The sequence below is a fragment of the Nostoc sp. UHCC 0302 genome (assembly GCF_038096175.1).
Taxonomy (GTDB): Bacteria; Cyanobacteriota; Cyanobacteriia; order Cyanobacteriales; family Nostocaceae; genus UHCC-0302.
Genome location: NZ_CP151099.1, coordinates 7,097,842 through 7,121,265 on the forward strand (window position 1 = coordinate 7,097,842; position 23,424 = coordinate 7,121,265).

A 23,424-nucleotide genomic window follows, 5' to 3' on the forward strand; every position below is an offset into this window, starting at 1 on the left:
GTTTCGAGCTTCATTAATGAGGTTCAGATACCAACTGCTGTCATTCATATATCTTCCCTGCCCCAATCCCTAGTCCCTAGCCCCCAGTCCCCAGTCCCCAATCCCCAATCCCCAATCCCCAGCCCCCAATCCCCAAAATTATGTCGCCTTCTGTTGTGATTCAGCGCTTTCGCATTTGGTGGCAGCCGAGAAGAGGTTTAGCGATCGCAGAAGCTTCTGTTATCGGTTTGGTGGCAGCCCTATCAGCGGTTTTTCTGAAAGTAGGATCGGGATGGCTGGGAACATGGCGAGTCCACAGTGCTGACCTTTTACCAGCATGGCTGGCTTTACCAGCAATTGGTCTTGGCTTTGGGTATCTAGCTGGTTTATTGGTGGAGAGGTTGGCCCCAGAGGCGGTAGGTAGCGGTATTCCCCACGTTAAGGCCAGTCTTGCTAATGTGCCAGTTACACTATCCTGGCGTGTGGCAGTTGTCAAGTTAGTCAGTTCAATTATTGCCTTGGGTTCAGGGATAACTTTAGGACGGCAAGGCCCCACTGTCCAAGTAGGGGCAGCTTTAGCCGCAGGCATGAGTCGCTGGGTTCCAACTTCCCCAGATCATCGGCGGCAAATGATTGCTGCTGGTGCAGGTGCGGGTTTAGCAGCTGCTTTCAATGCCCCGATCGCGGGTGTATTGTTTATTGTCGAAGAGTTACTTCAAGATTTATCAGGACTGACCTTGGGAACCGCTATTATTGCCTCATTTATTGGTGGGGTGATATCCCGGATGTTGGGTGGTGGCAGTCTGGATCTTAACTTGCAATTTACACAGTCTTTAAGCAGGTTTTCCATTCCCGAAATTCCCTTTTTCCTGCTGTTGGGTATCATGGCGGGGTTGCTGGGTGCATTGTTTAACCGTGGGTTAATTTTCAGTATTCAATTTTACAAGAGATTACACATTAGCTTGCCCCTACGGGTGGCTTTAGCTGGATTTGTTTCTGGTATTGTCGTGGCAATGCTCCCTGTTTCTTTCCGTAACAATACTGGTTTAAGAGAATACTTTATTACTGCTGATAATGATCCTACTTTAGCAGCGATCGCTTTTGCAGCTCAGTTTATCCTGACTTTAGTAGCATTTGGTTCAGGAGCGCCTGGAGGGTTATTTGCTCCTAGTCTGATCTTGGGTTCTTGCTTAGGACACATAGTTGGGATATGCGAATCCTATGTATTGGGAGAAGGTTCGCTAACTACCTATGCTTTAGCGGGTATGGGCGGATTTTTTAGTGCTGTTTCTAAAGTACCAATCACGGCAATTGTGATTGTATTTGAGATGACTACAGACTTCAATCTGGTACTACCTTTGATGATTGTGTCTGTAGCAGCGTATTTAGTTGCAGATAAAGTAGTGCCTGGTTCGCTTTATGAGAAACTTTTGGAATTGAACGGCATTAATCTCGCAAAACAACTTCCTATAGAGGGGACATTAACCAAGTTAACAGCAAAAGATGTAATGCAGGAACGGGTGGAAACTCTAGATGCAGAGATGAGCTTGGATGAAGCGATGCAAGCTTTTGCCCGTTCTCACCATCGCGGTTTCCCAGTAGTGGAAGACAGCAAACTGGTAGGAATTGTAACGCAAACAGATTTGCTAAAAATCCGCGAACGCAATCTAGCAAGTGATATTTCCTTAAAGGAAATTATGACGCCCACACCGATGACGGTAACACCGAGCTATACCTTGGGCAATGTACTGTATTTACTTGATCGCTATCAAATTAGTCGTTTACCAGTGTTGGATGGACGAAAACTGATTGGGATTATTACCCGTGCAGATATTATCCGAGCAGAAGCAGACCATCTCAATTGTGAAAACGATACTCCAGGGCCACAACCAGAACCTTCTTATGTAGTTTACCAAACGCGATCGCCTAGTGTTGGCAGAGGGAGATTATTAGTACCGATAGCTAATCCAGAAACAGCACGTATCTTGTTGCAAATGGCAACAGCTATTGCTCGCGATCGCTATTACGAAATAGAGTGTGTGCAAGTGATAGTAGTGTCACGCCGTAGTTCCCCAGCAGAAACCCAGGTAAGAACAGCAAAAAGTCGTCGTTTGCTCAGACAAGCAGAAGTTTTAGCAAGAAAGTGGAAAATTCCCCTGCATACTCAAATTCGAGTTACTCACGATGTAGCGCAAGCAATTTTAGAGATAATTAACGAACAACATATAGATTTGATTTTAATGGGATGGAAAGGTAATACTTCCACCCCTGGTCGTATTTTTGGCAATGTTGTAGACACAGTAATTCGCCAAGCTACCTGTGAAGTTGTTTTAGTTAAATTAGGCAAAAGTCAGGCCAAAGGAGTCGAAGAACTTCCCCCACTCTCCCACTCCCCCACTCTCCCACTCCCCCACTCTCCCACTCCCCCACTCTCCCACTCTCCCACTCCCCCACTCCCCCACTCTCCCACTCCCCCACTCCCCCACTCCCCCACTCCCCCACTCTCCCACTCCCCAATTCAACAGCTGGCTAGTACCAATGGCTGGTGGGCCGAATGCGCGATTGGCGATTAAGTTATTACCTGCTTTAGTAACTTTGGGTAACAATCCACAAATTCGCCTCACACGGGTGTTTAAACTATCTGAGTTAAAGCCAGATATGACAGTTTTAGAACAAGCTATTAGCCAACTGATGCGTAGCGGTAAATTGTCAAATACTGTAGTTGCTCTCCCAGTTCAAGCTGATTCGGTTTCCGAGGGAGTGATTAATTTAGTCAAAACTGAAGGTTACGATGTTGTCGTTTTAGGTGCTTCTCGCGAGGGATTATTACAGCAAGCAATTCAAGGTAATATTCCCGAAGCGATCGCTTCGGGTATAGAGAGTACAGTGATTTTAGTCCGAGGGGCAATTAATAATTAAAATGAGAACCTAATACCAATTTGAAAAAAGAATGCGACAAATAGACCATTTGTAGAGACGCGATTCATCGCGTCTTCTTCATCCAACGATGTGTTGCAACCATTCATTGAATTGGTATAAGCCGTGAGAAGAATACCAGAAAATAAACAAAGCCCGCGATCGCAGGCTTCAAAGCAAAATTATTTTAAGCACTCAAAAGATTAAAAGTTAGAACGTGAACCTGGAGTACCTACAACATCACGGTTACCATAACTCGCGGTTTCATCGTGTTTGCGGCTCTTGCGACCCAATAACCCAAATAAACCTAGCAAACCTAGCAAACCCCAATCGCCGTCTTGATAATTTCCATCAGTAGCTTGGCGGTCTGTGGTAGTGGTTGTAGCAGTTCCATCAGTAGTGCTACTTGTTTGAGCAGAAGCCGGCACAATTGTGGGCAGAGTGGCTAAACTTAATGCTATAGCGCTAATTCCGAGAACTTTAGAGACATTAAAGCGTTTCACGATCACATTCCTCAATTAAATTACTGTAAGCAATAGATACAGCTTATTAAGTTTCGGCAATAATCGGGTCAACCTTTAGCTGGAAATGTATATCAGCTAAAAGGTGCATCTGTGAGTAAACAAACAAGCATTATGGTAGGAATTGCTCACAATAAACGGGAAAAACAATATTTTCACAATATTTTTAAGACGATCGCTTCAGAACACTTTTACCAAAGCTCATCTGGTTTAAGGAATTAGTACGATCGCACTGGTGGATTTTGACATAGTGATAAAAGTAGACATTCCCAAACAAGGCGTGGCTGGGCGTAACAAAGTAAAAACTTACGCACCTGTTCTAGCTGCTTGATAATGCTAGCTTCATGGCACTCCTGCCAGTAAGACTGTTGAAGATAATCGACTAACCACAGTTGTGCTTCTGTATCTAAATCCCGATCAATTTTCTTAGCTAACTCCAAGGCTTTGCGGTGAGACGAAGGCACTTTTGCCAAGTCTTGGAGTAATTCTGGAGGTATTTCTTGTAATTGTTTGTAAGATGCGATCGCATTACCAGGACTGCCAGCAGCTATACTCAACACTGCCTGATGTTGCAATAGTTCCTGATTGCCTATTTGAGTTAATACCTGAGTCAAAGATTGTGTATCTAAGCGATAAAAAGGAATGCGTTGACAACGTGAAACTAAGGTTGGCAACACAGACTCAGGTGAAGGTGCAATTAAAATTAATGTTGCCTGTCCTGGTTCTTCTAAAGTTTTGAGCAAAGCATTCGCTGCGGATTCTGCCATTGTTTGAGCTTCCTCTAACACCACCAAATTCCTCGGTGCTTCCAAAGGCGGACGACTCAGAAACTCAGTAATTTTCCGAATCTGCTCTAACCTAATTACAGGTGGGGCTTTACGCTTGAGTCCTTTTTCTGCTGCTTCAGTAGCTGTCAGTATTTGTCCCTGGTGTTGATAAGTTGGTTGCACCCACAATAAATCAGGGTGATTGCCTTGACGTAAACGATTTTGTATAGAAGAAATTAATTGCGGCGCGACAAAACTAGAAAACAGTAACTCTATAAAACACCGTGCTGCTAAACTTCGTCCTACACCATCTGGCCCCACAAATAGATAAGCAGGGGCAACCCGATTTTGTCGAACAGCTTGGGTAAGTAATTCTATTGCTTGCTTTTGTCCTATAAGTTGTAGAAACGGGTCAGTAGTCATTTGTAAAGCAATGTCGTAATTAAGCAGAAGCTAAAATTTAAGAGTCAAAATAAGACAATTTTGTATCAATATTTTGTTCTAAGTAGTTATATTATGTCCGGCAAATTGCCCCAGATGCTTTGGGTGGTAGGTATTACGTTGATTCCGCTTGTTTTAACCGGCTGTGAACAAATGATTGAGTATTTGCCACCCTTGCCCAGAATCGAAGTGCCATCAAGTAAACCGCTACAGTCACCACTTCCTGCACAATCTGGCAACACTGCTCAAATAGAGACAGCAGTACGTCAACGCATTAACAAAGTACGGCAAACAAAAGGTCTGCAACCGCTAGACAACAATGAGAGACTAGCACAAGTAGCCCGAAACTACAGTCGGCAAATGGCAGAAAAAAACTTCTTCAGTCACACTGGTGCTGATGGTAGCGATTTGCAAGACCGAGTACGTGCTGGTGGCATCTCTTACTGGATGGTAGGGGAAAATCTGTTTAAAAGTACCAATGTTCCTCAACCTGTACCAGTAGCAGTTGATGGTTGGATGAAAAGCCCCGGACACCGAGAGAATATTCTTCGTCCAGTTTTCAGAGAAACGGGTGTGGGAGTTTGGCGAGTTGACAATACTTATTACATTACACAACTGTTTTTGCGCCGTTAGATAGTAATGTGTTGTGTTTTTAATTTGTACATTAAGACGACAGGGGGCCAAGAGGGTTTGTAGGTTTTGCCTAAAATCATAATGATGCAACTTGTAAGCACGACAACTGATTAGCAAAAAGGCAAATTGTTTTCTCAAACCCCAGTTTGCGTTCTCAAAACCTTTGATTGCTTTCTCAAAAGCTCTGTTTTATTTCTGATTTCAGTATATTCAGCAAGCATTTACAGATATTGCTTTCTCAAACTGGGGTTTGCTTACTCATTTCAGTATATTCAGCAAGCATTTACAGATATTGCTTTCTCAAACTGGGGTTTGCTTACTCATTTCAGTATATTCAGCAAGCATTTACAGATATTGCTTTCTCAAACTGGAGTTTGCTTACTCATTTCAGTATATTCAGCAAGCAAAATGAATTACGCTCAATTCTCCACGAAAATATGGAAATTATTGAAGAGACAGACTTAAGATAGGTGTAGCGATCGCAATTCGCACTTAAACTACAAATCTAATCAATCTATTCAAATAAAAATCACTTGTGAAAGCTAGATGGATAATCACAGCAACTTCTGCTGCTCTGTTTTTTGGCGGCAGTCTTTTAACATCACTGCGCGACCCTTGGTTTCAGAACTTACAACGTCCCGACTGGTTGACTTTTGAATTCCTCATCCCATTTATTTGGACTTTTATTTGGGCTTGCATCACAATCTCAGCAATTATTGTCTGGGAAAGACGCTCAAAACAACGTTCTCATCCTTGGTTGTTAATGGTTATCTATGCAGCGATCGCATTACTGACTTCAGTTTACAGTCCAATTGTAGTAGAGTTTCGTAGCTTGACAGGGGGGCTAATTGTCGGCGGTTTAGCAACACTTCTCGTCTACATTCTGGCTTTTATAGTGAAGCCTATTTCCAAAAGAGCTTCTTGGCTATTCTTACCCTATGCTCTCTGGGGGCCTATCGGCACTTATCTGACTTGGGTATTAATTCAACTCAATCCAGGTGTAGCTAAATAAAAAACTATAATAGGTGTTTAGTTAAATGCTTTCAACAATTGACAGTTGACAGTTGACAGTTAACAATTACCTCTCCCTTAAAGTGAGAGGATTGCTCAAAGCTAATGGCAATAAAGAGGCTTCAATTTGGTTATTTCAGCGGATGAATAAGTATGAAATTATAGTTTTGGATTTTCAATCAAATTTTGAATTCCTTAATTGCCCTTTTTAAATAAATTTGGTGGAGTAAACTTACTTTTGTTAGATATATATTCAGAGCAATCCTTCGCTTCTTCTCTTAGGACTAAGGAAGGGTTTACTGCACACTTGAGATAATGATTATTTGAATAAAACTGACAGTTGCGGCAGGGAAGCTTATTCAAACCGTTAACGCTAAAAACCATCTTATTATCTAAATGTGTTCGGATTTTTCGTATTATTATAAAAAAAGCTACCCAACCAAAGAGAAAACCAAGAGGAGACAAAGATAATGCTACATCAGTTATACTTAGTTCATGCGATTGTGCTTGTTCTCTTTTAACTTCACTCTGAATCACCTGATGTAAGTTATTAGCTGGTACATTTCTTTGGATGATTATTTGATTACTGTGCATATTATTTACCTGTAACTATATGTATTTAGCATTTACTTGATAACAGGCTAAGTAGTAATTTAAGAACTATGCTCCGTAACCTATTAACAATTAATCCTAATTTGAAGTTAGAAGAGCATTCTATTTGAAATTTGTATGTGTTGCTTAAGAAAGCAAAGCTACAATCAAGTATTTGGGATTATTTAGTGTTTAATTTGTAACAGGACATTTAAAGCGTAAACTTTGTCTTTGTCAGAGATGTTTATGCTAAAAAATGTATTTCCCTCAAGGAGTTAATAGATTAAAATTATCCCGTTGTACTTTAATTAACTAAGAAGCACTAAATAATTTTCAGTACTTTCCTCCAGATTAAATAATATTTTTAGTTTGTAATTATATGTTTACCAAAATAATTCAACTGGTATATCTGTCAAGAGTTTTGCTTGTTATTTAGAGAGATATATCAAAAGAAATAGATTCTAAGATAGGTATATAAAGAGATAAGTTGTGTTAAAATCCCAAGCAAAATTAAATAAATTGCTACTTGTTAAGAAAAATTATATTACTTTTAGCGGAAGCGATCGCCTGAGAAATTCACTAAATATTTACCGTGTGAATTCATAGGAAGGAAATTAATAAGACAATTAGGCGATCGCACTGCATCTACCTAAGAGATGAAGGCGTAACAACAAATCTAAGGTAAGCATCCCAAATATGCAAAATGCCCTTAGACTGCAAGTCTAGGGCTAAACAGACTATTGTCCGCTTAAGCAACAACTTGCTGCTGCCTAAGCGGACTAATACATTTATACATAGCCTGCGGAGCTAGGCATTGTTTTTTAGCCGTCACTTCTAAGCTAATCATCGTTGATTTCTCGAAGATGATTTGCTTGTAGTAAGCTCTACCCTACGCCAACGCGAATAGCCTGATTTTACACAAATTGAATGCTGACAAGCTTAGTCGTTCGGCTAATCAAAAGTTTGTTAATTATACACAGTCTGATTGTCTTAGCAGTAGGTCAAAAACAATTATTCTTGAGAAATAAAAATTTTGGCATATCTAAATTGCAATTCAGATAAATGGATAAAATCTCACTTAGTGCTATTCAACTTAACCGTTTATCTTTATACCCTGTTGTTTATAACGGAGTATACATAGTACAGCAATTAGTAAAACCAAAGCTCTAAACGTTGATGGCTCCACTACTTTCTTAACATCTGGTGGAGGAGTATTAGGTTTACATGGAACTTCAATGACTGGGCTACCAGGAGAACCATTACCGTTGGGAGGAGAAGTACATTCGGAAGGAGGACTAGGCTGTACTGGGGGACTAGGCTGTACTGGGGGACTAGGCTGTACTGGAGGTAAATCAGGAGGTACACTAGCTACAGGAGAATTTTCACCTGAAGAACTATCTCCACCACTGAGCAATAGAAGAAGTAGTAAAGCAAGACCACCAGCGCCGGCTACTGGCCCCCAAGGAAAAGCAACAGAGCTGCCTGGAACTAAGACATCTCCGACAGGAGCGGAGGGAGTATCTAACCCGATCGCTTCTCCCTCTAATAACATTGGATTCTCACTGACTAAAATCTCTCCAGGGATATCTTGTCCTGCAAGCTGAACCAATTCTTGAGGAATTGCATTAATAGGACGTCCCAATTGTCCACCATATTCGGGGTATGGATAAGAGAGGAGTTGAAAAATGCTGTTTTGAAGTTGGTTTTTATTTCCTGAATTTAGTGCATCTAAACCCCGAGAAAGGTTATTTAAATAAAACTTCGTCATATCTGGTGGCAAATCCAAAGACTGGATTTGCTGATCAATGTTAGGAATTTTTGCGGCTTCCTCATAAAGTGAACGTCCATAGGATAATTTCACGTCCACTAAAGCATCACGGAGGCTTGGAGAATTATTGCTTCCTGAGTATGGTGACCAATAGAAATTTTTGGTTATAGCTCCAAGACCTTGTACTGGAGTGCGACTAACATTTTGCCCAAGAACGTATTGGTATCCGTCCATAATCGTGGTGGAGTCGTTTCTCCAAAATGAGGCGAAAGGTACTTTAGAAAGATTGGGATTATTACCGTAAAAACCAGCCAAATTCTGGAAATTTTGTTGTCCACCAGCTGCTTGTATTAGCAATTGTTCATAGCTAGGCCCACCGTTTAACTCAACTAATTTCTGGAGTACCGATCCAGTTTTGTTGCAACTCAGACCAAATCCCACACTACATCCAGGAATAACTCGCATCTGGTTGAGATTTGGGTTCTTGATCTGGTACTGGAGATACTCTGATTCTAGTCCGGGTTGAATGCCATAGCGACCAACATCGAGCTGTGCAAAAGCGGACTGCCACGTGCCTAGTACTGCTGCAACAGATGAAAATGCGATGGTCGCGAAGCGAACAGCCTTCGGCATCGCAACTCCTTGGATAGTTGACTTCAGCAAGATGCACCTCAAAATGAACGACACAAAAAGTTTGTTTTAGCACCAGGATGTGAGCTTTGATTAGGTTTTCACATCTCTGTTTAATGCAGTAGGAAGTTGATATTTAGTACCTAAAAGATTTCAACTCTTAGGCGAATCTATATTCACAGTGATTGCTGTACCTTTAAGCGTTCCCGTAGAGAGTGTGTGGTATAAAACCAATGCCTTGTTTGGTTGGTCAAAAAGAAAACCACGACGTGTTGGCTGGATTTTTCCTTGCTTGACTAAAGAAATGAAGGCATTGAGATACCTACGTATACCTTCACGATTCTCTGGATTTGTATTCATATGACGCTCAATTAGCATCATGAAGAAGTCTAAGGTACGGTTCTCTTGCCCTCCAATTAAACTACCTTCGTCTAGAAAAGAACTTCCGATCAATCTTCCATTTACCTGTTGGACTTTAAACAAAGTAAAGTAACGACCCTCTTTCTTAGGATCGTTTGCATAACAGATCCAAGAACCTTCTTGGTTTTGTGTAAAACCTTGCTCGCTAAGGTAGGAAAGCGAAGAATTCGTTGCTTTGCTTTGTGGCGGAGGTAATAAATCTTCTACTGGATCTAAAGAGCAAATTCTCTGTGTTGGTTTTGGTTGCAAAACAGCAGGAGGCTGCTGAGCGATCGCACCAGTAGAGCTAGCAGCTAACGCAGATATTTGAAGAATTAATGCTCCACATAAACTAGTAATGATATTCATCTTTTTTTCCCTTTATTCTTGCTGATGTTGTTAATCACCAGATTTTACTTAATCAGAGTTGATATATAAGTGCTAGATGAAGATAAAGATATCTATCTCAAAGTCCCTATCCTATAAGCGAAAGTTAACAATCAAAGAGCTTTTGACTATCGACTTGTAGCTAACTTGTGTTTATTTAAGTTTTATACTTAGATTTTACTGTATAAATTGCACTTAAATTATTCAGTTTCATGAGTTGTTACACTTAACGCTTTAGCTGAACTAGATAAAAATTGCTGCTTATCTAGAGGCATTTACCAGTTTGTTATTAAAGTATTACCAATAAAACCGCGTTGACAATACCAACTATTTTCACTGGCTAGATTGTTCTTGATACTACATTAGGTTTGCGGATTGATCATACACCTTGCGTTTATCTATCAAGGTTTATCTATAATGGAATTTTTTCAGGTTAGATGAACGCATGATTATTAAGAGTAGTTCCCAAACTGAAAGTTAGCTAGAAAACATCTAAATAGAACACAAAAACTGGAAAGTTTTTTACAGCAGAAAATCAGCCCCTTGATATTTCTGATATATATCAAAAACAAGTTAAAGTTCTGCTGAACGCTATCCGACATTTACCTTGGTTCACTTATTTGTCATTTAAAACAAGGTTTTTTGCTATTTATTATTGAAGGTAGTTATTAAACAGCAATTAAATTATATACTGGTTGCGCGAATAGTATACAAATTTACTCAAGATAAAGAATTTCAATAATCTTGGCGAAATTTTTCTGACAAGTTCGCTCCCTTGTCGATTCTCTAAATGGCTTGCGGAGAGTGAATAATTTTTGATTTTTTGGAAGTAGCACACCTGACTAACCCTTTTTTCACGTTTGCAATGTTGTGTATAAAACACATCTTTACTTAAGTACAATGATTTTACCATTAGGTAGAGTTACATAACGCTCATATGGACAGTTATCAAAGTTAAACATTGGCATTCGTATTTACCTCATAAGTAAAAATACTGGCTAAGTAAATAAGAGAGTTATTTCTTTAGTAACTATTAGAATCTCTAAAAAAATATTTTGATGTTAAAATAATAACAGTATAATTTGTACAATTACTTAAATCAGAAAAATATATATTTTCAGACAAGGCTTGATAAGCATATTTCAGAAAAAATTGGTTATTTTAACTAAGTATACAGATTAAAATTAATACAATGTATGTAATATGAATTGATGCTTATTAAGCTGTTAATAAGTTGCTAAACGTAACTTGCACGAGTTAGCTTTATCTTTACTACATTATCTCTTTATAAAAAATTTATAAAAAATGTAAATACTACATAAGTAAAGTTCTATGTAGTCTTGTGGTTAACATCGATATAATGCTTGTTTTGAATTAAAAAGCCTAAATTCAAGTCAGAGAGTTGGTTAGCACAAAGTAAATCTGTATCTGAGCGAAAAAATTTCATATATTACTGCAAATAAAATTCTGCTGCAATGTAATTGTTTGTAGAAAGCAAGTTTTGTGCCACGAATCCTAAATTTTTGGACTGTTTCGCAGAGTTTAAATAATGCTCTTTTGGCAGGGTTTTGCTTCTACAACGATTCTCATTTTAATTAGGTATACAGGTAGAGAAGGAAAGTTGATCTGTGACTTTCTATGAGTATCTGTAGTAAATAGGCAGTATTCTGGTAGTTATTACCGGGATGCTCTACTGCAAGCAACTGATTAAAAAGGATGAAAACTTACGACTGGATTGTTGTTGGCGGTGGGATTACGGGTGCAGCACTTGCTTATGAATTGGTGAAAACAGGCTTTATTGTTCTTTTGTTAGAGCAATACGCAAGACCAGAGAATGCAACTCGCTATAGTTATGGTGGGCTTGCCTATTGGTCAGGTACTATACCATTAACTCAGCAACTGGGTGCAGAAGCGATCGCACGTCACCGCATCCTGTCTCAAGAGTTAGACGCCGATACCCAGTTTCGCGAATTAGACTTATTACTAACTATTTCAGCTGATAGTGATCCACAAGCAACAATTGCATCTTATGCTCATGTTGCCATTCCACCGCGTCTACTCACTATTAAAGAAGCCTGTGAATTAGAACCACTGCTGAACCCTGAAGCGATTACAGGTGCTTTAACTATAAAACATGGTCATATTCATCCAGAGAAAACAGCACAAGCTTATATCCAAGCCTTTCTGCGTGCTGGGGGTGAAATGCAGATTACCCAAGTTTTACAAATATTGCCAAATGGTGTAAAAACCTATACAGCAAATTATCACAGTGCCAAAGTTGCCATCTGTGCTGGTGGACTCAGCCGACAACTATTACAATCATCTGGTGTTCCTATTCGGCTGTATTTTACCCACGCAGAAATTATTGAAACCCCACCCGTTGATATCAAGTTACGCACCTTAGTTATGCCAGCTAATGTACAAAGGTTGCAATTAGAAGCTGAATCTACCCAAGCTGATGAATTGTGGAATGAACCAAACAATCAACCAGTTCCGCCAATTTTAGACATAGGTGCGATTCAATTTCAAGATGGTAGCTTGCGCTTAGGGCAGATTAGCCGCGTTCTCACAGATCCTCGTGCCAAGGTAAACTCAGAAGAAAGTGAACATTGGCTGCGAAAAAGTATCGCTCAAGTGTTGCCAGAGTTAGCTAATTTACCAGGAACCTGGCATCATTGCTTAGTTGGGTTTAATAATAATCGTCTTCCCTTAATTGGTGCTATCCCAGGGTTTGAGAGTGTCCATGTTTTCTCTGGGTTTAGTAATCCCCTCGTTCTTGTACCACCTTTAGCCCAGCGCTTTGCTAATTTTGCAGCTGGTAACAAAGATGAAATTATTACCCAGTTATCTCTTCCCTGTTAACAAAGATTAATAATATAAAGTTAATTTTTTATACAGAAGCCAAACAATCTGTATCAGAACTAACTTTTTAATAGTAAAGTATCGCACTAATATCACAATTTAAAGTTTAATATTCTCAGCTTCCTATTTGTGAGCTGATTCATCAACAAGAAGATTAATAAACAGATGAGTAGACGATTTAATCGACGTAATTTTTTGATGTACGGTTCTTTATCGATAGGAACCAGCATTTTTCTGAAGGCTTGTGCTAATAACCCTCAAACGACTACAGAGGGTTCAACCACTTCTCCTAATGCTTCTCCTGTTGCTGCTGCTGATAGTAAAACTATAAAAGTAGGGATTTTGCACTCTCTCAGCGGCACAATGGCTATTAGTGAAAAAAGTGTTGTAGATGCTGAAAAGTTAGCAATCAAAGAAATTAACGCTGCTGGTGGTGTTTTAGGTAAGCAAATCGAAGCTATTGTTGAAGATGGTGCTTCTAACTGGGATACTTTTAGGGAAAAAGCAACTAAGCTAATTGATCAAGATAAAGTTTCTGTGGTTTTTGGTTGTTGGACTTCTGCAAGCCGGAAAAATGTTAAGCCAGTATTTGAAAGTAAAAATCATATGCTCTGGTATCCAGTGCAATATGAGGGTCAAGAGTGTTCTAAAAATATTTTTTACACTGGCGCAGCACCAAATCAACAAATCGAACCATCTGTTGACTGGTTATTAAAAAATAAAGGTAAAGAATTCTTCTTAGTTGGCTCTGACTATGTTTTTCCACGAACTGCTAACACAATTATTAAAGCACAATTAGAAGCTTTAGGTGGTAAAACAGTTGGTGAGGATTATTTACCGTTAGGGAACACAGAAGTTACCCCAATTATCACTAAGATAAAACAAGCTTTGCCAAATGGTGGTGTAATTTATAACACTCTCAATGGTGATAGTAATGTCGCTTTTTTCAAACAGTTAAAAGGGGCTGGATTGACACCAGAAAGATATCCTTCTATGTCTGTCAGCATTGCTGAAGAAGAAGTTAAAGCTATTGGTGTAGAGTATCTTAAAGGTCACTATGCTGCTTGGAATTACTTCCAAACAGTAGACACACCTGCTAATAAAAAGTTTGTTGCAGATTTCAAGAAAGAATATGGTGAAAATCGGGTAACAAATGACCCAATGGAAGCAGCATATATCGCAGTTTATTTGTGGAAACAAGCAGTAGAAAAAGCTGGTACTACAGATATAGCTAAAGTGAGTGCTGCGGCGTATGGTCAAACTTTAGATGCACCTGAAGGTAAAGTGACAATGGATGCGAATCATCACATATCGAAAATTGTGCGGATTGGTCAAGTTAGGCTAGATGGTTTGTTTGATATTGTTTATGCTACACCTGCACCAGTTGAACCAGTTCCTTGGAATCAGTTTGTGAAAGAGACTAAGGGATTTGCTTGTGATTGGTCAAATCCAGCTAAAGGTGGTAAGTACAAGAAAGCCTAAATAATTCGTAATTCGTAACGATGCTACGCTAACGTAATTCGTAATTAATTATGAATTATGCATTTCATAAAAGTAGGGTGTGTTATGGCTTTAGCCTAACGCACCGCCTAAGAGATAATAGGTGCGTTACGCTATCGCATTAACACTAAATAATTTATTTTTTGGAAGTCCTTAAATTGCGAACTCCGAATTAGTATGCTGTTGGAGAGAAAAAAGTGTTAACAGGTTTTTTAGAAGCTGTATTTAACGGTATTAGTATTGGCGCTGTATTATTAATTGCTGCCTTGGGACTAGCCATCATATTTGGATTGATGGGCGTCATTAATATGGCGCATGGCGAATTGATGATGTTTGGTGCTTATACAACATTTGTTGTACAAAATATCTGTAAACACTTGGGTGGACTGTGGTTTGAAGTTTATATATTTTTAGCTTTAATTATCGCTTTTATTTTCACAGCATCTGTAGGATTAATTTTAGAAAAAGGCGTGATTCGCTATCTCTATGGCCGCCCTTTAGAAACTCTACTCGCAACTTGGGGAGTAAGTTTGATTTTTCAGCAGTTTGTTCGTAGTGTGAATTGGGTATTGATAGTTGGTATAGCCTTGTTTTCTGCGTTATTTTTTGGAGGTTTATGGATTTTAAATTCTCAGACAAATTTAGCAAGAGTTCGTAACTGGGTTGTAGCAGTGATATTGTTGTTATCGCTAGGAGTGACAATAACAACAGGCAATTTTTTGAGTAAAACTTATCAGCAAGCAGTAACTCAACCTTGGTTTGGCGCTCAAAATGTGGATGTAACTGCCCCTACTTGGTTACAAGCTGGTATATCTTTGGGCGGTGTGCAATTGCCTTTTGCTAGGTTATTTATTATTGCTTTAACGATAATTTGTGTAGTAGGAATTTATCTTTTCTTACAACGTTCTAACTGGGGCTTAAGGATTCGGGCTGTTACACAAAACCGTAGTATGAGTGCTTGTTTAGGTATCCCAACTCAAAAAGTTGATGCTATCACTTTTGCACTGGGTTCGGGTTTAGCTGGTGTAGCTGGATGTGCAATTAGTTTACTCGGTTCTGTAGGGCCAAATACCGGACAAAATTATATTATCGATACTTTTATGGTGGTGGTTGTCGGAGGTGTGGGTAATTTAGCAGGTACTATCATCGCTGCTTTGGGTATTGGGACTGTTAACTATTTAGTTGGTTCTGGGACGCTGGCTTTGTTGACTCCTGTTAAGCCCTTGGCAGATTTTTTTAGTTTTTTTGCTACGACGAGTATGGCGAAGGTGATGGTATTTGCGCTGATTATTGTGTTTTTACAGTGGAAGCCTGGGGGAATTTTTCCGCAAAAGGGACGTACTGTTGATGTTTAAATTTCACGCAGAGACGCAGAGGCGCAGAGAATGAGGAAGAAGGGAGGAGGGTTATTTATTGAGGTGGGGGTGGTGGTGGCGATCGCACTCATCCTAATATTGATTATGCCAGTGGTACTGTCGGAGTTTCGTTTGAATTTGTTGGGGCGGTTTTTGTCGCTGGCGATTGTGGCTTTGGGTATTGATTTGATTTGGGGTTATACTGGTTTACTAAGTTTGGGACATGGAATTTTCTTCGGGTTGGGTGGATATGCGATCGCAATGTACCTGAAGTTGCAAGTTCCTACTGGTGAGTTACCTGATTTCATGGGACTTTATGGCGTCACGGAACTTCCCTGGTTTTGGCAACCTTTTTATTCTTTTCCGGTAGCTGTCGCTGCTGTAGTGATTATTCCCAGTTTATTAGCGGGATTATTAGGATATTTAGTATTTCGTAATCGCATCAAAGGCGTTTATTTTTCTATCTTGACTCAAGCCGCAATTATTGTATTTTTCAATTTTTTTAACGGGCAACAACAACTTTTCAATGGTACGAATGGACTGATAGATTTTACAACTTTCTTTGGGGCAACGGTAAGCGATGCCAAAACACAGTTTGTCTTTTATATCTTGACGGTGGTGTTTCTCGCAGCTACATACGGAGTTTGTCGTTGGTTAACAAGTGGGCGCTTTGGCAGATTATTGATAGCGATTCGTGATGATGAAAGTCGGGTAAGATTCTCTGGCTATGATCCTACAGATTTTAAAGTTTTGGTGTTTGCAGTTTCAGGTGCGATCGCAGGCATAGCAGGAGCATTTTACACCCTTCAAAGTGGTTCTGTATCACCTAGAGCAATGGATATTGCCTTTTCAATTGAAATGGTAATTTGGGTAGCGGTAGGCGGACGCGCTACTTTAATTGGGGCGATTGCGGGAACTTTGTTAGTAAATTATGCCCGCACTTTTTTAAGCGAACAATTTGCCGAAATCTGGCTATTTTTCCAAGGTGCGCTATTTTTGATAGTTGTCACAGTCCTTCCTGACGGTATCGTGGGATGGTTGCGTAGCCAGAATGTTGCTTTTTTCAACCGCCGTCAAGAAATTTCTACATATCCCACCTTGGAAGAAGACCCCGAAGTGCAACATGAACGCGAAAATATTGGAAACTGAAAATGTAACTGTTAGTTTTGACGGTTTTAAGGCACTAAATCAGCTTAACTTTAGTATGGATGTGGGTGAATTACGGGTAGTAATTGGCCCGAATGGTGCAGGAAAGACAACATTTTTGGATGTGATTACCGGGAAAGTGCAACCAACTATTGGGCGAGTTTTATTTAAAGGAAGAAATCTGCGTTCTTTACCTGAATATAAAATTGCCCGATTGGGAATTGGGCGCAAGTTTCAAACACCTCGAATCTACCTGAACCTAACGCCCCGTGAAAATTTAGAAATTACCAGTAACAAGAAGAAAAATGTTTTTTCTACTTTGTTTGAACGTTCTAATGCTATTGAAAAAAATAATATTAAAGGATTATTAGAAACCATTGGCTTAACGCCGAAGGCAGATATCAAAGCAGCCTTACTTTCTCACGGAGAAAAGCAGCGTTTAGAAATTGGGATGTTAGTAGCACAGTCACCTGATTTATTACTTGTTGATGAACCAGTTGCGGGTTTAACAGATGAAGAAACTTATAACATTGGCGAATTGCTTTTAGCACTAGCGCAGAGTCATTCAATTTTAGTAATTGAACACGATATGGAATTTGTGCGTCAAATTGCTAAGAAAGTAACAGTGTTGCATGAAGGTTCGGTGCTGTGCGAAGGAAATTTTGAAGAAGTGCAAAATGACTCTCGTGTAATTGAAGTATATCTGGGAAAACAGGAAGAATAAAAAACTCGATTGCACTTTCTATTCGTCTGGTAATTATGGTCAGTTTGCGCTGTTATAGCTTTTCCTAATTAAATGAAGTACATCATAGTACCCTCTCAAAGAGCCTACAGTATAGACACAAGTCTGAAACAGTTAACTCCTCTGGGTTTAAGCCTAATACCAATTTGAAAAAACAATGTGACAAATAGACCATCTGTAGAGACGCGATGAATCGCGTCTTCACCCAAGGATGTGTTGCAATCATTAATTGAATTGGTATAAGTTTTACCCCTCCCTAGCCCTCCCCAATGCATTGGCTACGGTATACACACAAGTGGTATCTGCAAGGGTTTTAAGCTTTCTAGACCCAATAAATTGTCATCATGAGCAAAGCGAATAAAGGTAAGTAAGGTGGGAAAGGTGGGAAAAGTAGGATCTTTTTTATACGCTATTAACTATTTTGCTGATATGGTGTAACTTGATGCTTGGATGTGAGAAAGTACTTCAATTACTTGAAGACAGACTAAGTAAGTAACTACGCAAAATTAATTACAGTCATTGCGAGCGTTCGCGTTAGCGTCTCGTTGGCTTAGCCTCTGGTAGAGAAGAGAAGCAATCCCAGCCGCAAGCGAATTGCTTCATTTGGCTAACGCTGCATTCGCAATGACATTGTGTAATTAATTATGTTTACCTACTTATTTAAAAAACATACTCTCACCCTTTTATGACACCTAAAATTAAAATCTAGAAACAATATAACTATGCCTCGCGATACTACTTTGCCTGTTGATAATAAGCCTTTGACAGGTAATGTTTACATTGATGGAATTCTCTGGGGTGGAAAGTATTATTCGTCTTCAGGTTCATCACCAACAAAGATTGATTACTCTTTCTGGAACTCCACAACCGCAAGTTTTGATGATGCCTACGATACGAATGGCATTACCTCCACAAATCCCAATGACTGGTCTTCTGAGGAAAGAAATTCTTTAATAAAAGCTCTGGACGCTTGGGCAGCAGTTGCTAATATTCAATTTGTAGATGCAGGGGATAATAAACAATCTGCTACTCTGGGCATCTATAACTTAAATAAGACTCAATTTTCTAATGGCGATACATTGGGAGCTTTCTCTCCTCCTGGAGAAAGTGCATCGGGAATAGGCTATTTTAATCGACAAGGAAAGGGTTGGAAAGTTTCTGGGATGACTCCAGGTGACTATGGTTTTATCACTTTAATTCATGAACTAGGACATGGATTAGGGCTGGCTCACCCTCACGATAATGGAGGAGGCTCGACGATTTACCCAGGGGTTATTAAACCTTTCGGAAGTTTAGGAAACTTTGATTTGAACCAGGGTATTTACACCACTATGTCCTACAATGATGGGTTTTACAAGAAGGATGACCTATTTAACAAGGACATACTAGACTACGGCTATCAAAGCACGCCTATGGCATTTGATATTGCCGCTATTCAATATCTTTACGGAAAAAATAATAGCTACAAGACTGGTAATGATACATACTACTTGCCTACTGTGAACCAATCTGGTACTAGTTACTCCTGTATTTGGGATGCTGGTGGAATTGACACAATTAGCGGTATAAGCGCACAATCCGATGTAACGATCAATCTGAATGATGCCTCCCTCAATACTGCTCAAGACGGGGCAGGTGCTGGTGGTTATGTGTCTTCCGCTAAGGGCATTTTTGGAGGATTTACCATTGCTAACAGCGTGGAGATTGAAAACGCTATCGGCTCTAATTTTAACGATCAAGTTATAGGTAATGAATTTAACAATAATTTGGTTGGCAATGATGGTGAAGATCGTATTGACGGCGGTGCTGGCAATGATACCGTCGATGGAGGCAATGGCAGCGACAGACTAATTGGTCGTGCTGGCAATGATAGGTTAATCGGTGGTGCTGGCAATGATTTTCTTTTTTGCGACCCTGGCAATGACGTTCTTGTTGGTGGTATCGGTAAAGACGGTTTTATTTACAATACAGACGTTGCTTTTGCCAGGACTAGTGTGGGTCAAGATACCATCAGCGACTTCAATCATTCCCAAGGTGACAAGATTGTACTTGATACGACTACCTTTACCGCACTCTCTTCTACCTCAGATAGTAGTTTAGCTGCCAATGATTTTGCAGAGATATTTAGCATTTTTGGTATACCACTGGTTGGAGAATTAGTTGGAGAATTAGAGAATGCTAAGATTGTCTACGATTCTACGAATGGGTCTTTGTACTACAACCAAAATGGTACAGCGCTTGGCTACGGTAGTGGTGGTCTATTTGCTACTCTTTCCGGTGCGCCAACTTTAGCAGCTAGTGATTTTTACGTGGGAGATGTAATTAGTTTTAGTTAACTTCAATATTTTATTAAAATCCGCACACTAATTTCAATTGGCGATCGCCTAGCTAAACTGGCGTTGACTCAGTTGCAGGCTATCCATAGCTTGCAACTGAGCTAGAGGTAAAAGCGCCTTTGAGATTTTAGATTGTTCAATCCCAAATCTCCAATGACCTCGTTTTCTATGCCGTTTTACCATTCTTATCTGATGCTTGTTCTGCAATATTTTTTAAGCGGCTCGATCTCATTTTGCGGACGCGTAGGCGTAGCCCGCCGCAGGCATCGCTATTGCGAACACCTCCCGCCATTTCATATTCAGCGCTGTCTTTTCCGTACTTGATAGCAACCACCATTAACAGAGAGTAGTCGCTACAGACTTGAGAGTAGTCGCTACAGACTTGAGAGTAGTCGCTACAGACTTAAGAGTAGTCGCTACAGACTTGAGAGTAGTCGCTACAGACTTGAGAGTAGTCGCTACAGACTTGGGAGTAGTCGCTACAGACTTGAGAGTAGTCGCTACAGACTTGGGAGTAGTCGCTACAGACTTGGGAGTAGTCGCTACAGGCTTGGGAGTAGTCGCTACAGACTTGGGAGTAGTCGCTACAGGCTTGGGAGTAGTCGCTACAGTTTGAAGGCGATGTCTACAACGGGCTACGCCTACGCTGGATGATTATTGAGGTGCGATCGGGGCGTAGCGCATTCTGAATTCTGAATTCTGACTCCTGAATTCTGCTGTAACTTAAGAGCTGTAGCAGGGTTAATAAATCTGGTCATAGAGGGCGCGATCGTCCATACTAGATGGTAGACAACTTCGATTATAGGAGCCGTCTATGTTGCTACAAGAATTGAAGGAGCAGGTCTTCAAGCTCTCACCAAGCGTAGGCGTAGCCCGTCGTAGACATCGCCTTGCACTAGTGAGCGCCATCATTGAGTCCTTGCAAGACACGCCAATTTCTGAACCTGAGCGCTCTGGAGCGATTAGACGGATGCGAGGCTTGTTAAAAACAGATCGACCAGCACCGACTGATGAAGAAGTGGCTACCATATTAGAAGAGCGACGCATAAACAAGTATCTTCAGTGAAAGTTTTAATTGACACCAATATTGTCTTAGATTTCCTGTTGCAGCGAGAGCCTTTTTTCCAAAACGCAGAACTGACAAAGATGGCGCGATCATATTGTCAAATTATTGCTCAAGGTCGGGAACCTCCGCACGGAAGTGTTCTCCTCTGCGTGAGATTTTTTTAATACAAACTGAATTTTATTATGCTAAAAATTTCTAACCTCAATGTTTACTACGGTGAAAGCCACATTCTCCGCAATGTAGATTTAAGCGTACCATCTGGGCAAATGGTCTGCCTAATTGGACGCAATGGTGTGGGTAAAACCACCCTACTCAAAACCATCATAGGTTTACTCAAACCCCGTAGCGGTACTATTAACTTAGCTGAAGAATTAATTAACTCAAAATCTCCCGATCAAAGGGCAAAGTTAGGAATCGGTTATGTTCCCCAAGGACGAGAGATTATCCCCCGTTTGACAGTCAAAGAAAATCTGTTGTTGGGGTTAGAAGCTAGAAAGAAACCAGTAAAAAAAGCAGAAATTCCAGAAGAAGTTTTTAGCTTATTCCCGGTGTTGAAAACGATGCTTTCACGGATGGGTGGTGATTTGAGTGGGGGACAGCAGCAACAATTAGCGATCGCACGTGCTTTAATGGGACAGCCTCAATTACTCGTATTAGATGAACCTACAGAAGGAATTCAACCCTCAATAATCTTAGAAATTGAAGCCGCAGTCCGTCGCATCATAGAAACCACAGGCATTTCTGTCTTATTGGTAGAACAACATTTGCACTTTGTCCGTCAGGCTGATTACTATTACGCTATGCAAAAAGGCGGTATAGTCGCATCTGGTTCTACAGACGAACTTAGCCAAGATGTGATTCAAAGGTTTTTGGCTGTTTAATATTTGAGATTTCTATATCAATTTTGTCATTAGCAATCAATTCTGCTGCTTCTTGTAAAAGCTCATTTTGTTCTTTTTGAATTGCTTCTAATCGGCTAGAGATTTCTGCTAATCGTTGTTTTTTCTCTTGAGAATTTTCTTGAGGATTCGCAGATACTAAAACAGGTACATTATCAGTATTATTCGTACCCATAACTTTTTTAACCGCAAATCTACCGACTTTAATCACTGAAAAAAAGCTAACTTGAATCAAAGCCTGAATTAATTTTAACGGAACTTTAAGTATTGACCAGCTAGCTGTTTCAATTAAGCCGACAATGGCTTTGATAATACTCCATGAAAAAGCAATTATGAAAAGCAGGATTATTACACTTATAATTGGATGATTAGCTGCCCAACTTAATATTTGAACTAACCTAAAAATTCCAGGATGTTGTGTCAGCCAATCACTTACAGAAGAAGTAATTGCGCCTTGAACTGCTCCTGATGTTGTACTCTTAAATTGTTCAGCCGTTTGCAAGCTTTCTTCTAATTTTGTTGTAACTGTATCCATTGCTTTATCAGTCGTTGTAGTTGCTGTTTCCTGCAAAGACTGTCCAAGTTGTTGTGCTGAATTAGTTATGGAATTAACGCTTTGGTTGACAACATCTTTTGCTGTTTGTAAGCGTTGCCAAACTCCTTGGGGCAAATTTACGTCTATTGGAGGTGTCATAAAACATTTCACCTTGCTTGAAATTTTATTTATAACTCATCTTTAGGGATAAATATTCAGACAATTAAGTTTGGGAAAGTTATTTGTTTTTCCGGAATCAGCATTTTTCCGCTTGTGGTTCTTTTCTGACGGCGTTAAAGCAACTAAGTTTCCTGGTTTGACGAATCAGAGTGTAATTTATGAGTGACAATAAACAGCAAAGTGGTTTCTGGACAAGCTTATCTGGCGTTGTTACAGCTTTAGGAGGTGGTGTCGGTGTTGCAGCTATTATTGCAGCTGTAATCCAATTTACACATCCATCAACACCACCACAATCTAATACTCCACCAGCAAATGCAGCTACTTCTTCACCTGTCTCTCAAGAAACGGAGGGAAAGTTTACAGTGGCAGCTAATAGTTCACTAGGTCAAGCCTTTGTTAATAAGCAATCCTCGACTCGAACATTTCACTTCTTTGCTACGGGCAAGTGGGCATATACCCCAGACTTTGATAATGGTGCTGATGGAAATAATAACCGTCGTAGCGCTACTAAAAACTACAATTTACCTAGTTATCCAGAGGGATCTTTAATAGTTCGTCAGAAAGGTGAATACCTTTTTATTGGACACGAACAAACTTTAACATTAGACCCAAATGAAAAAGTTTATTTTACAATTAATGATACTGGAGATAGTAATAATGGTGAAGCATTCAATGATAATAAAGGCTATTTAAAAGTTGAGTGGAATTGTGAGGATTGTAAGTAGTAACTTTGGTAATTATTTCAAACTACACCAATTTG

Annotated in this window: 21 protein-coding genes and 1 pseudogene; 15 read left to right on the forward strand and 7 right to left on the reverse strand. The window is 39.9% G+C overall.

The annotated features are described in order from the left end of the window. Positions 1–140: 140 nt before the first annotated feature. On the forward strand, positions 141–2,552 hold the full coding sequence (locus WKK05_RS30655) for a chloride channel protein (protein ID WP_341526775.1): 2,412 nt from the start codon (positions 141–143) through the stop codon (positions 2,550–2,552). Then, positions 2,497–2,898 (forward strand): annotated as a pseudogene (locus WKK05_RS30660) (universal stress protein); the annotation flags it as partial. The gene WKK05_RS30655 and the pseudogene WKK05_RS30660, both read left to right, overlap by 56 nt. A 200-nt stretch (positions 2,899–3,098) precedes the next feature. Here WKK05_RS30660 and WKK05_RS30665 read toward each other — a convergent pair. Next, positions 3,099–3,398 (reverse strand): WGxxGxxG family protein, encoded by a 300-nt coding sequence (locus WKK05_RS30665; protein WP_341526776.1) that lies wholly within the window; start codon positions 3,396–3,398, stop codon positions 3,099–3,101. 111 nt (positions 3,399–3,509) lie between these two features. Between WKK05_RS30665 and WKK05_RS30670 the strand changes: the two genes are divergently transcribed. Continuing rightward, a complete protein-coding gene (locus WKK05_RS30670; protein WP_341526777.1) occupies positions 3,510–3,638 on the forward strand; it encodes a hypothetical protein in 129 nt (42 codons plus the stop codon). Here WKK05_RS30670 and holB read toward each other — a convergent pair. Next, a complete protein-coding gene (gene holB / locus WKK05_RS30675; protein ID WP_341526778.1) occupies positions 3,635–4,606 on the reverse strand; it encodes a DNA polymerase III subunit delta' in 972 nt (323 codons plus the stop codon). The genes WKK05_RS30670 and holB overlap by 4 nt on opposite strands. 93 nt (positions 4,607–4,699) lie before the next feature. On the opposite strand from holB, the gene WKK05_RS30680 reads away from it, so the two are divergent. Further along, entirely contained in the window at positions 4,700–5,257 is a 558-nt protein-coding gene (locus WKK05_RS30680) for a CAP domain-containing protein (RefSeq protein WP_341526779.1), read from the forward strand. 535 nt (positions 5,258–5,792) lie between these two features. Next, a complete protein-coding gene (locus WKK05_RS30685) occupies positions 5,793–6,269 on the forward strand; it encodes a TspO/MBR family protein (protein ID WP_341526780.1) in 477 nt (158 codons plus the stop codon). Between the two features lie 194 nt (positions 6,270–6,463). On the opposite strand, the gene WKK05_RS30690 is transcribed toward WKK05_RS30685, so the two are convergent. From WKK05_RS30690 to WKK05_RS30700, 3 genes are all read right to left on the reverse strand, one after another. Next, positions 6,464–6,862 (reverse strand): hypothetical protein, encoded by a 399-nt coding sequence (locus WKK05_RS30690; RefSeq protein WP_341526781.1) that lies wholly within the window; start codon positions 6,860–6,862, stop codon positions 6,464–6,466. Between the two features lie 1,090 nt (positions 6,863–7,952). Continuing rightward, complete coding sequence (locus WKK05_RS30695) at positions 7,953–9,260, reverse strand: hypothetical protein (protein WP_341526782.1); 1,308 nt, start codon at positions 9,258–9,260, stop codon at positions 7,953–7,955. 150 nt (positions 9,261–9,410) lie between these two features. Then, on the reverse strand, positions 9,411–10,025 hold the full coding sequence (locus tag WKK05_RS30700; RefSeq protein WP_341526783.1) for a hypothetical protein: 615 nt from the start codon (positions 10,023–10,025) through the stop codon (positions 9,411–9,413). A 1,734-nt stretch (positions 10,026–11,759) separates the two neighbouring features. On the opposite strand from WKK05_RS30700, the gene WKK05_RS30705 reads away from it, so the two are divergent. The 6 genes from WKK05_RS30705 (at position 11,760) to WKK05_RS30730 (ending at position 19,984) form a co-directional block, all read left to right on the forward strand. Continuing rightward, positions 11,760–12,905: an FAD-binding oxidoreductase gene (locus tag WKK05_RS30705; RefSeq protein ID WP_341526784.1), complete on the forward strand. Its 1,146-nt coding sequence runs from the start codon at positions 11,760–11,762 to the stop codon at positions 12,903–12,905. Between the two features lie 165 nt (positions 12,906–13,070). Continuing rightward, positions 13,071–14,387: an urea ABC transporter substrate-binding protein gene (gene urtA / locus WKK05_RS30710; RefSeq protein WP_341526785.1), complete on the forward strand. Its 1,317-nt coding sequence runs from the start codon at positions 13,071–13,073 to the stop codon at positions 14,385–14,387. Between the two features lie 215 nt (positions 14,388–14,602). Then, positions 14,603–15,760, forward strand: coding sequence for a branched-chain amino acid ABC transporter permease (locus WKK05_RS30715; protein WP_341526786.1), 1,158 nt, complete (start codon positions 14,603–14,605; stop codon positions 15,758–15,760). 30 nt (positions 15,761–15,790) lie between these two features. Beyond that, positions 15,791–16,909, forward strand: coding sequence for an urea ABC transporter permease subunit UrtC (gene urtC, locus WKK05_RS30720; RefSeq protein ID WP_341526787.1), 1,119 nt, complete (start codon positions 15,791–15,793; stop codon positions 16,907–16,909). After that, positions 16,884–17,630, forward strand: coding sequence for an urea ABC transporter ATP-binding protein UrtD (gene urtD, locus WKK05_RS30725; RefSeq protein ID WP_341526788.1), 747 nt, complete (start codon positions 16,884–16,886; stop codon positions 17,628–17,630). Before urtC ends, urtD begins: the two co-directional genes overlap by 26 nt. 740 nt (positions 17,631–18,370) lie before the next feature. Further along, positions 18,371–19,984, forward strand: coding sequence for a M10 family metallopeptidase (locus WKK05_RS30730; RefSeq protein WP_341526789.1), 1,614 nt, complete (start codon positions 18,371–18,373; stop codon positions 19,982–19,984). A 48-nt stretch (positions 19,985–20,032) separates the two neighbouring features. On the opposite strand, the gene WKK05_RS30735 is transcribed toward WKK05_RS30730, so the two are convergent. Next, positions 20,033–20,167 (reverse strand): hypothetical protein, encoded by a 135-nt coding sequence (locus WKK05_RS30735; RefSeq protein ID WP_341526790.1) that lies wholly within the window; start codon positions 20,165–20,167, stop codon positions 20,033–20,035. 178 nt (positions 20,168–20,345) lie between these two features. On the opposite strand from WKK05_RS30735, the gene WKK05_RS30740 reads away from it, so the two are divergent. From WKK05_RS30740 to urtE, 3 genes are all read left to right on the forward strand, one after another. Beyond that, on the forward strand, positions 20,346–20,600 hold the full coding sequence (locus WKK05_RS30740) for a hypothetical protein (protein WP_341526791.1): 255 nt from the start codon (positions 20,346–20,348) through the stop codon (positions 20,598–20,600). 198 nt (positions 20,601–20,798) lie between these two features. After that, on the forward strand, positions 20,799–21,050 hold the full coding sequence (locus tag WKK05_RS30745) for a hypothetical protein (protein ID WP_341526792.1): 252 nt from the start codon (positions 20,799–20,801) through the stop codon (positions 21,048–21,050). Positions 21,051–21,232: 182 nt separating this feature from the next. Further along, positions 21,233–21,931 carry an urea ABC transporter ATP-binding subunit UrtE gene (gene urtE / locus WKK05_RS30750; RefSeq protein WP_341526793.1) on the forward strand — a complete coding sequence of 233 codons (699 nt, stop codon included), beginning with the start codon at positions 21,233–21,235 and terminating at the stop codon, positions 21,929–21,931. Here the strand turns inward: urtE and WKK05_RS30755 are convergent. Then, complete coding sequence (locus WKK05_RS30755) at positions 21,894–22,643, reverse strand: hypothetical protein (RefSeq protein ID WP_341526794.1); 750 nt, start codon at positions 22,641–22,643, stop codon at positions 21,894–21,896. The genes urtE and WKK05_RS30755 overlap by 38 nt on opposite strands. 179 nt (positions 22,644–22,822) lie before the next feature. On the opposite strand from WKK05_RS30755, the gene WKK05_RS30760 reads away from it, so the two are divergent. Further along, on the forward strand, positions 22,823–23,389 hold the full coding sequence (locus WKK05_RS30760; protein ID WP_341526795.1) for a hypothetical protein: 567 nt from the start codon (positions 22,823–22,825) through the stop codon (positions 23,387–23,389). Positions 23,390–23,424 lie beyond the last annotated feature (35 nt).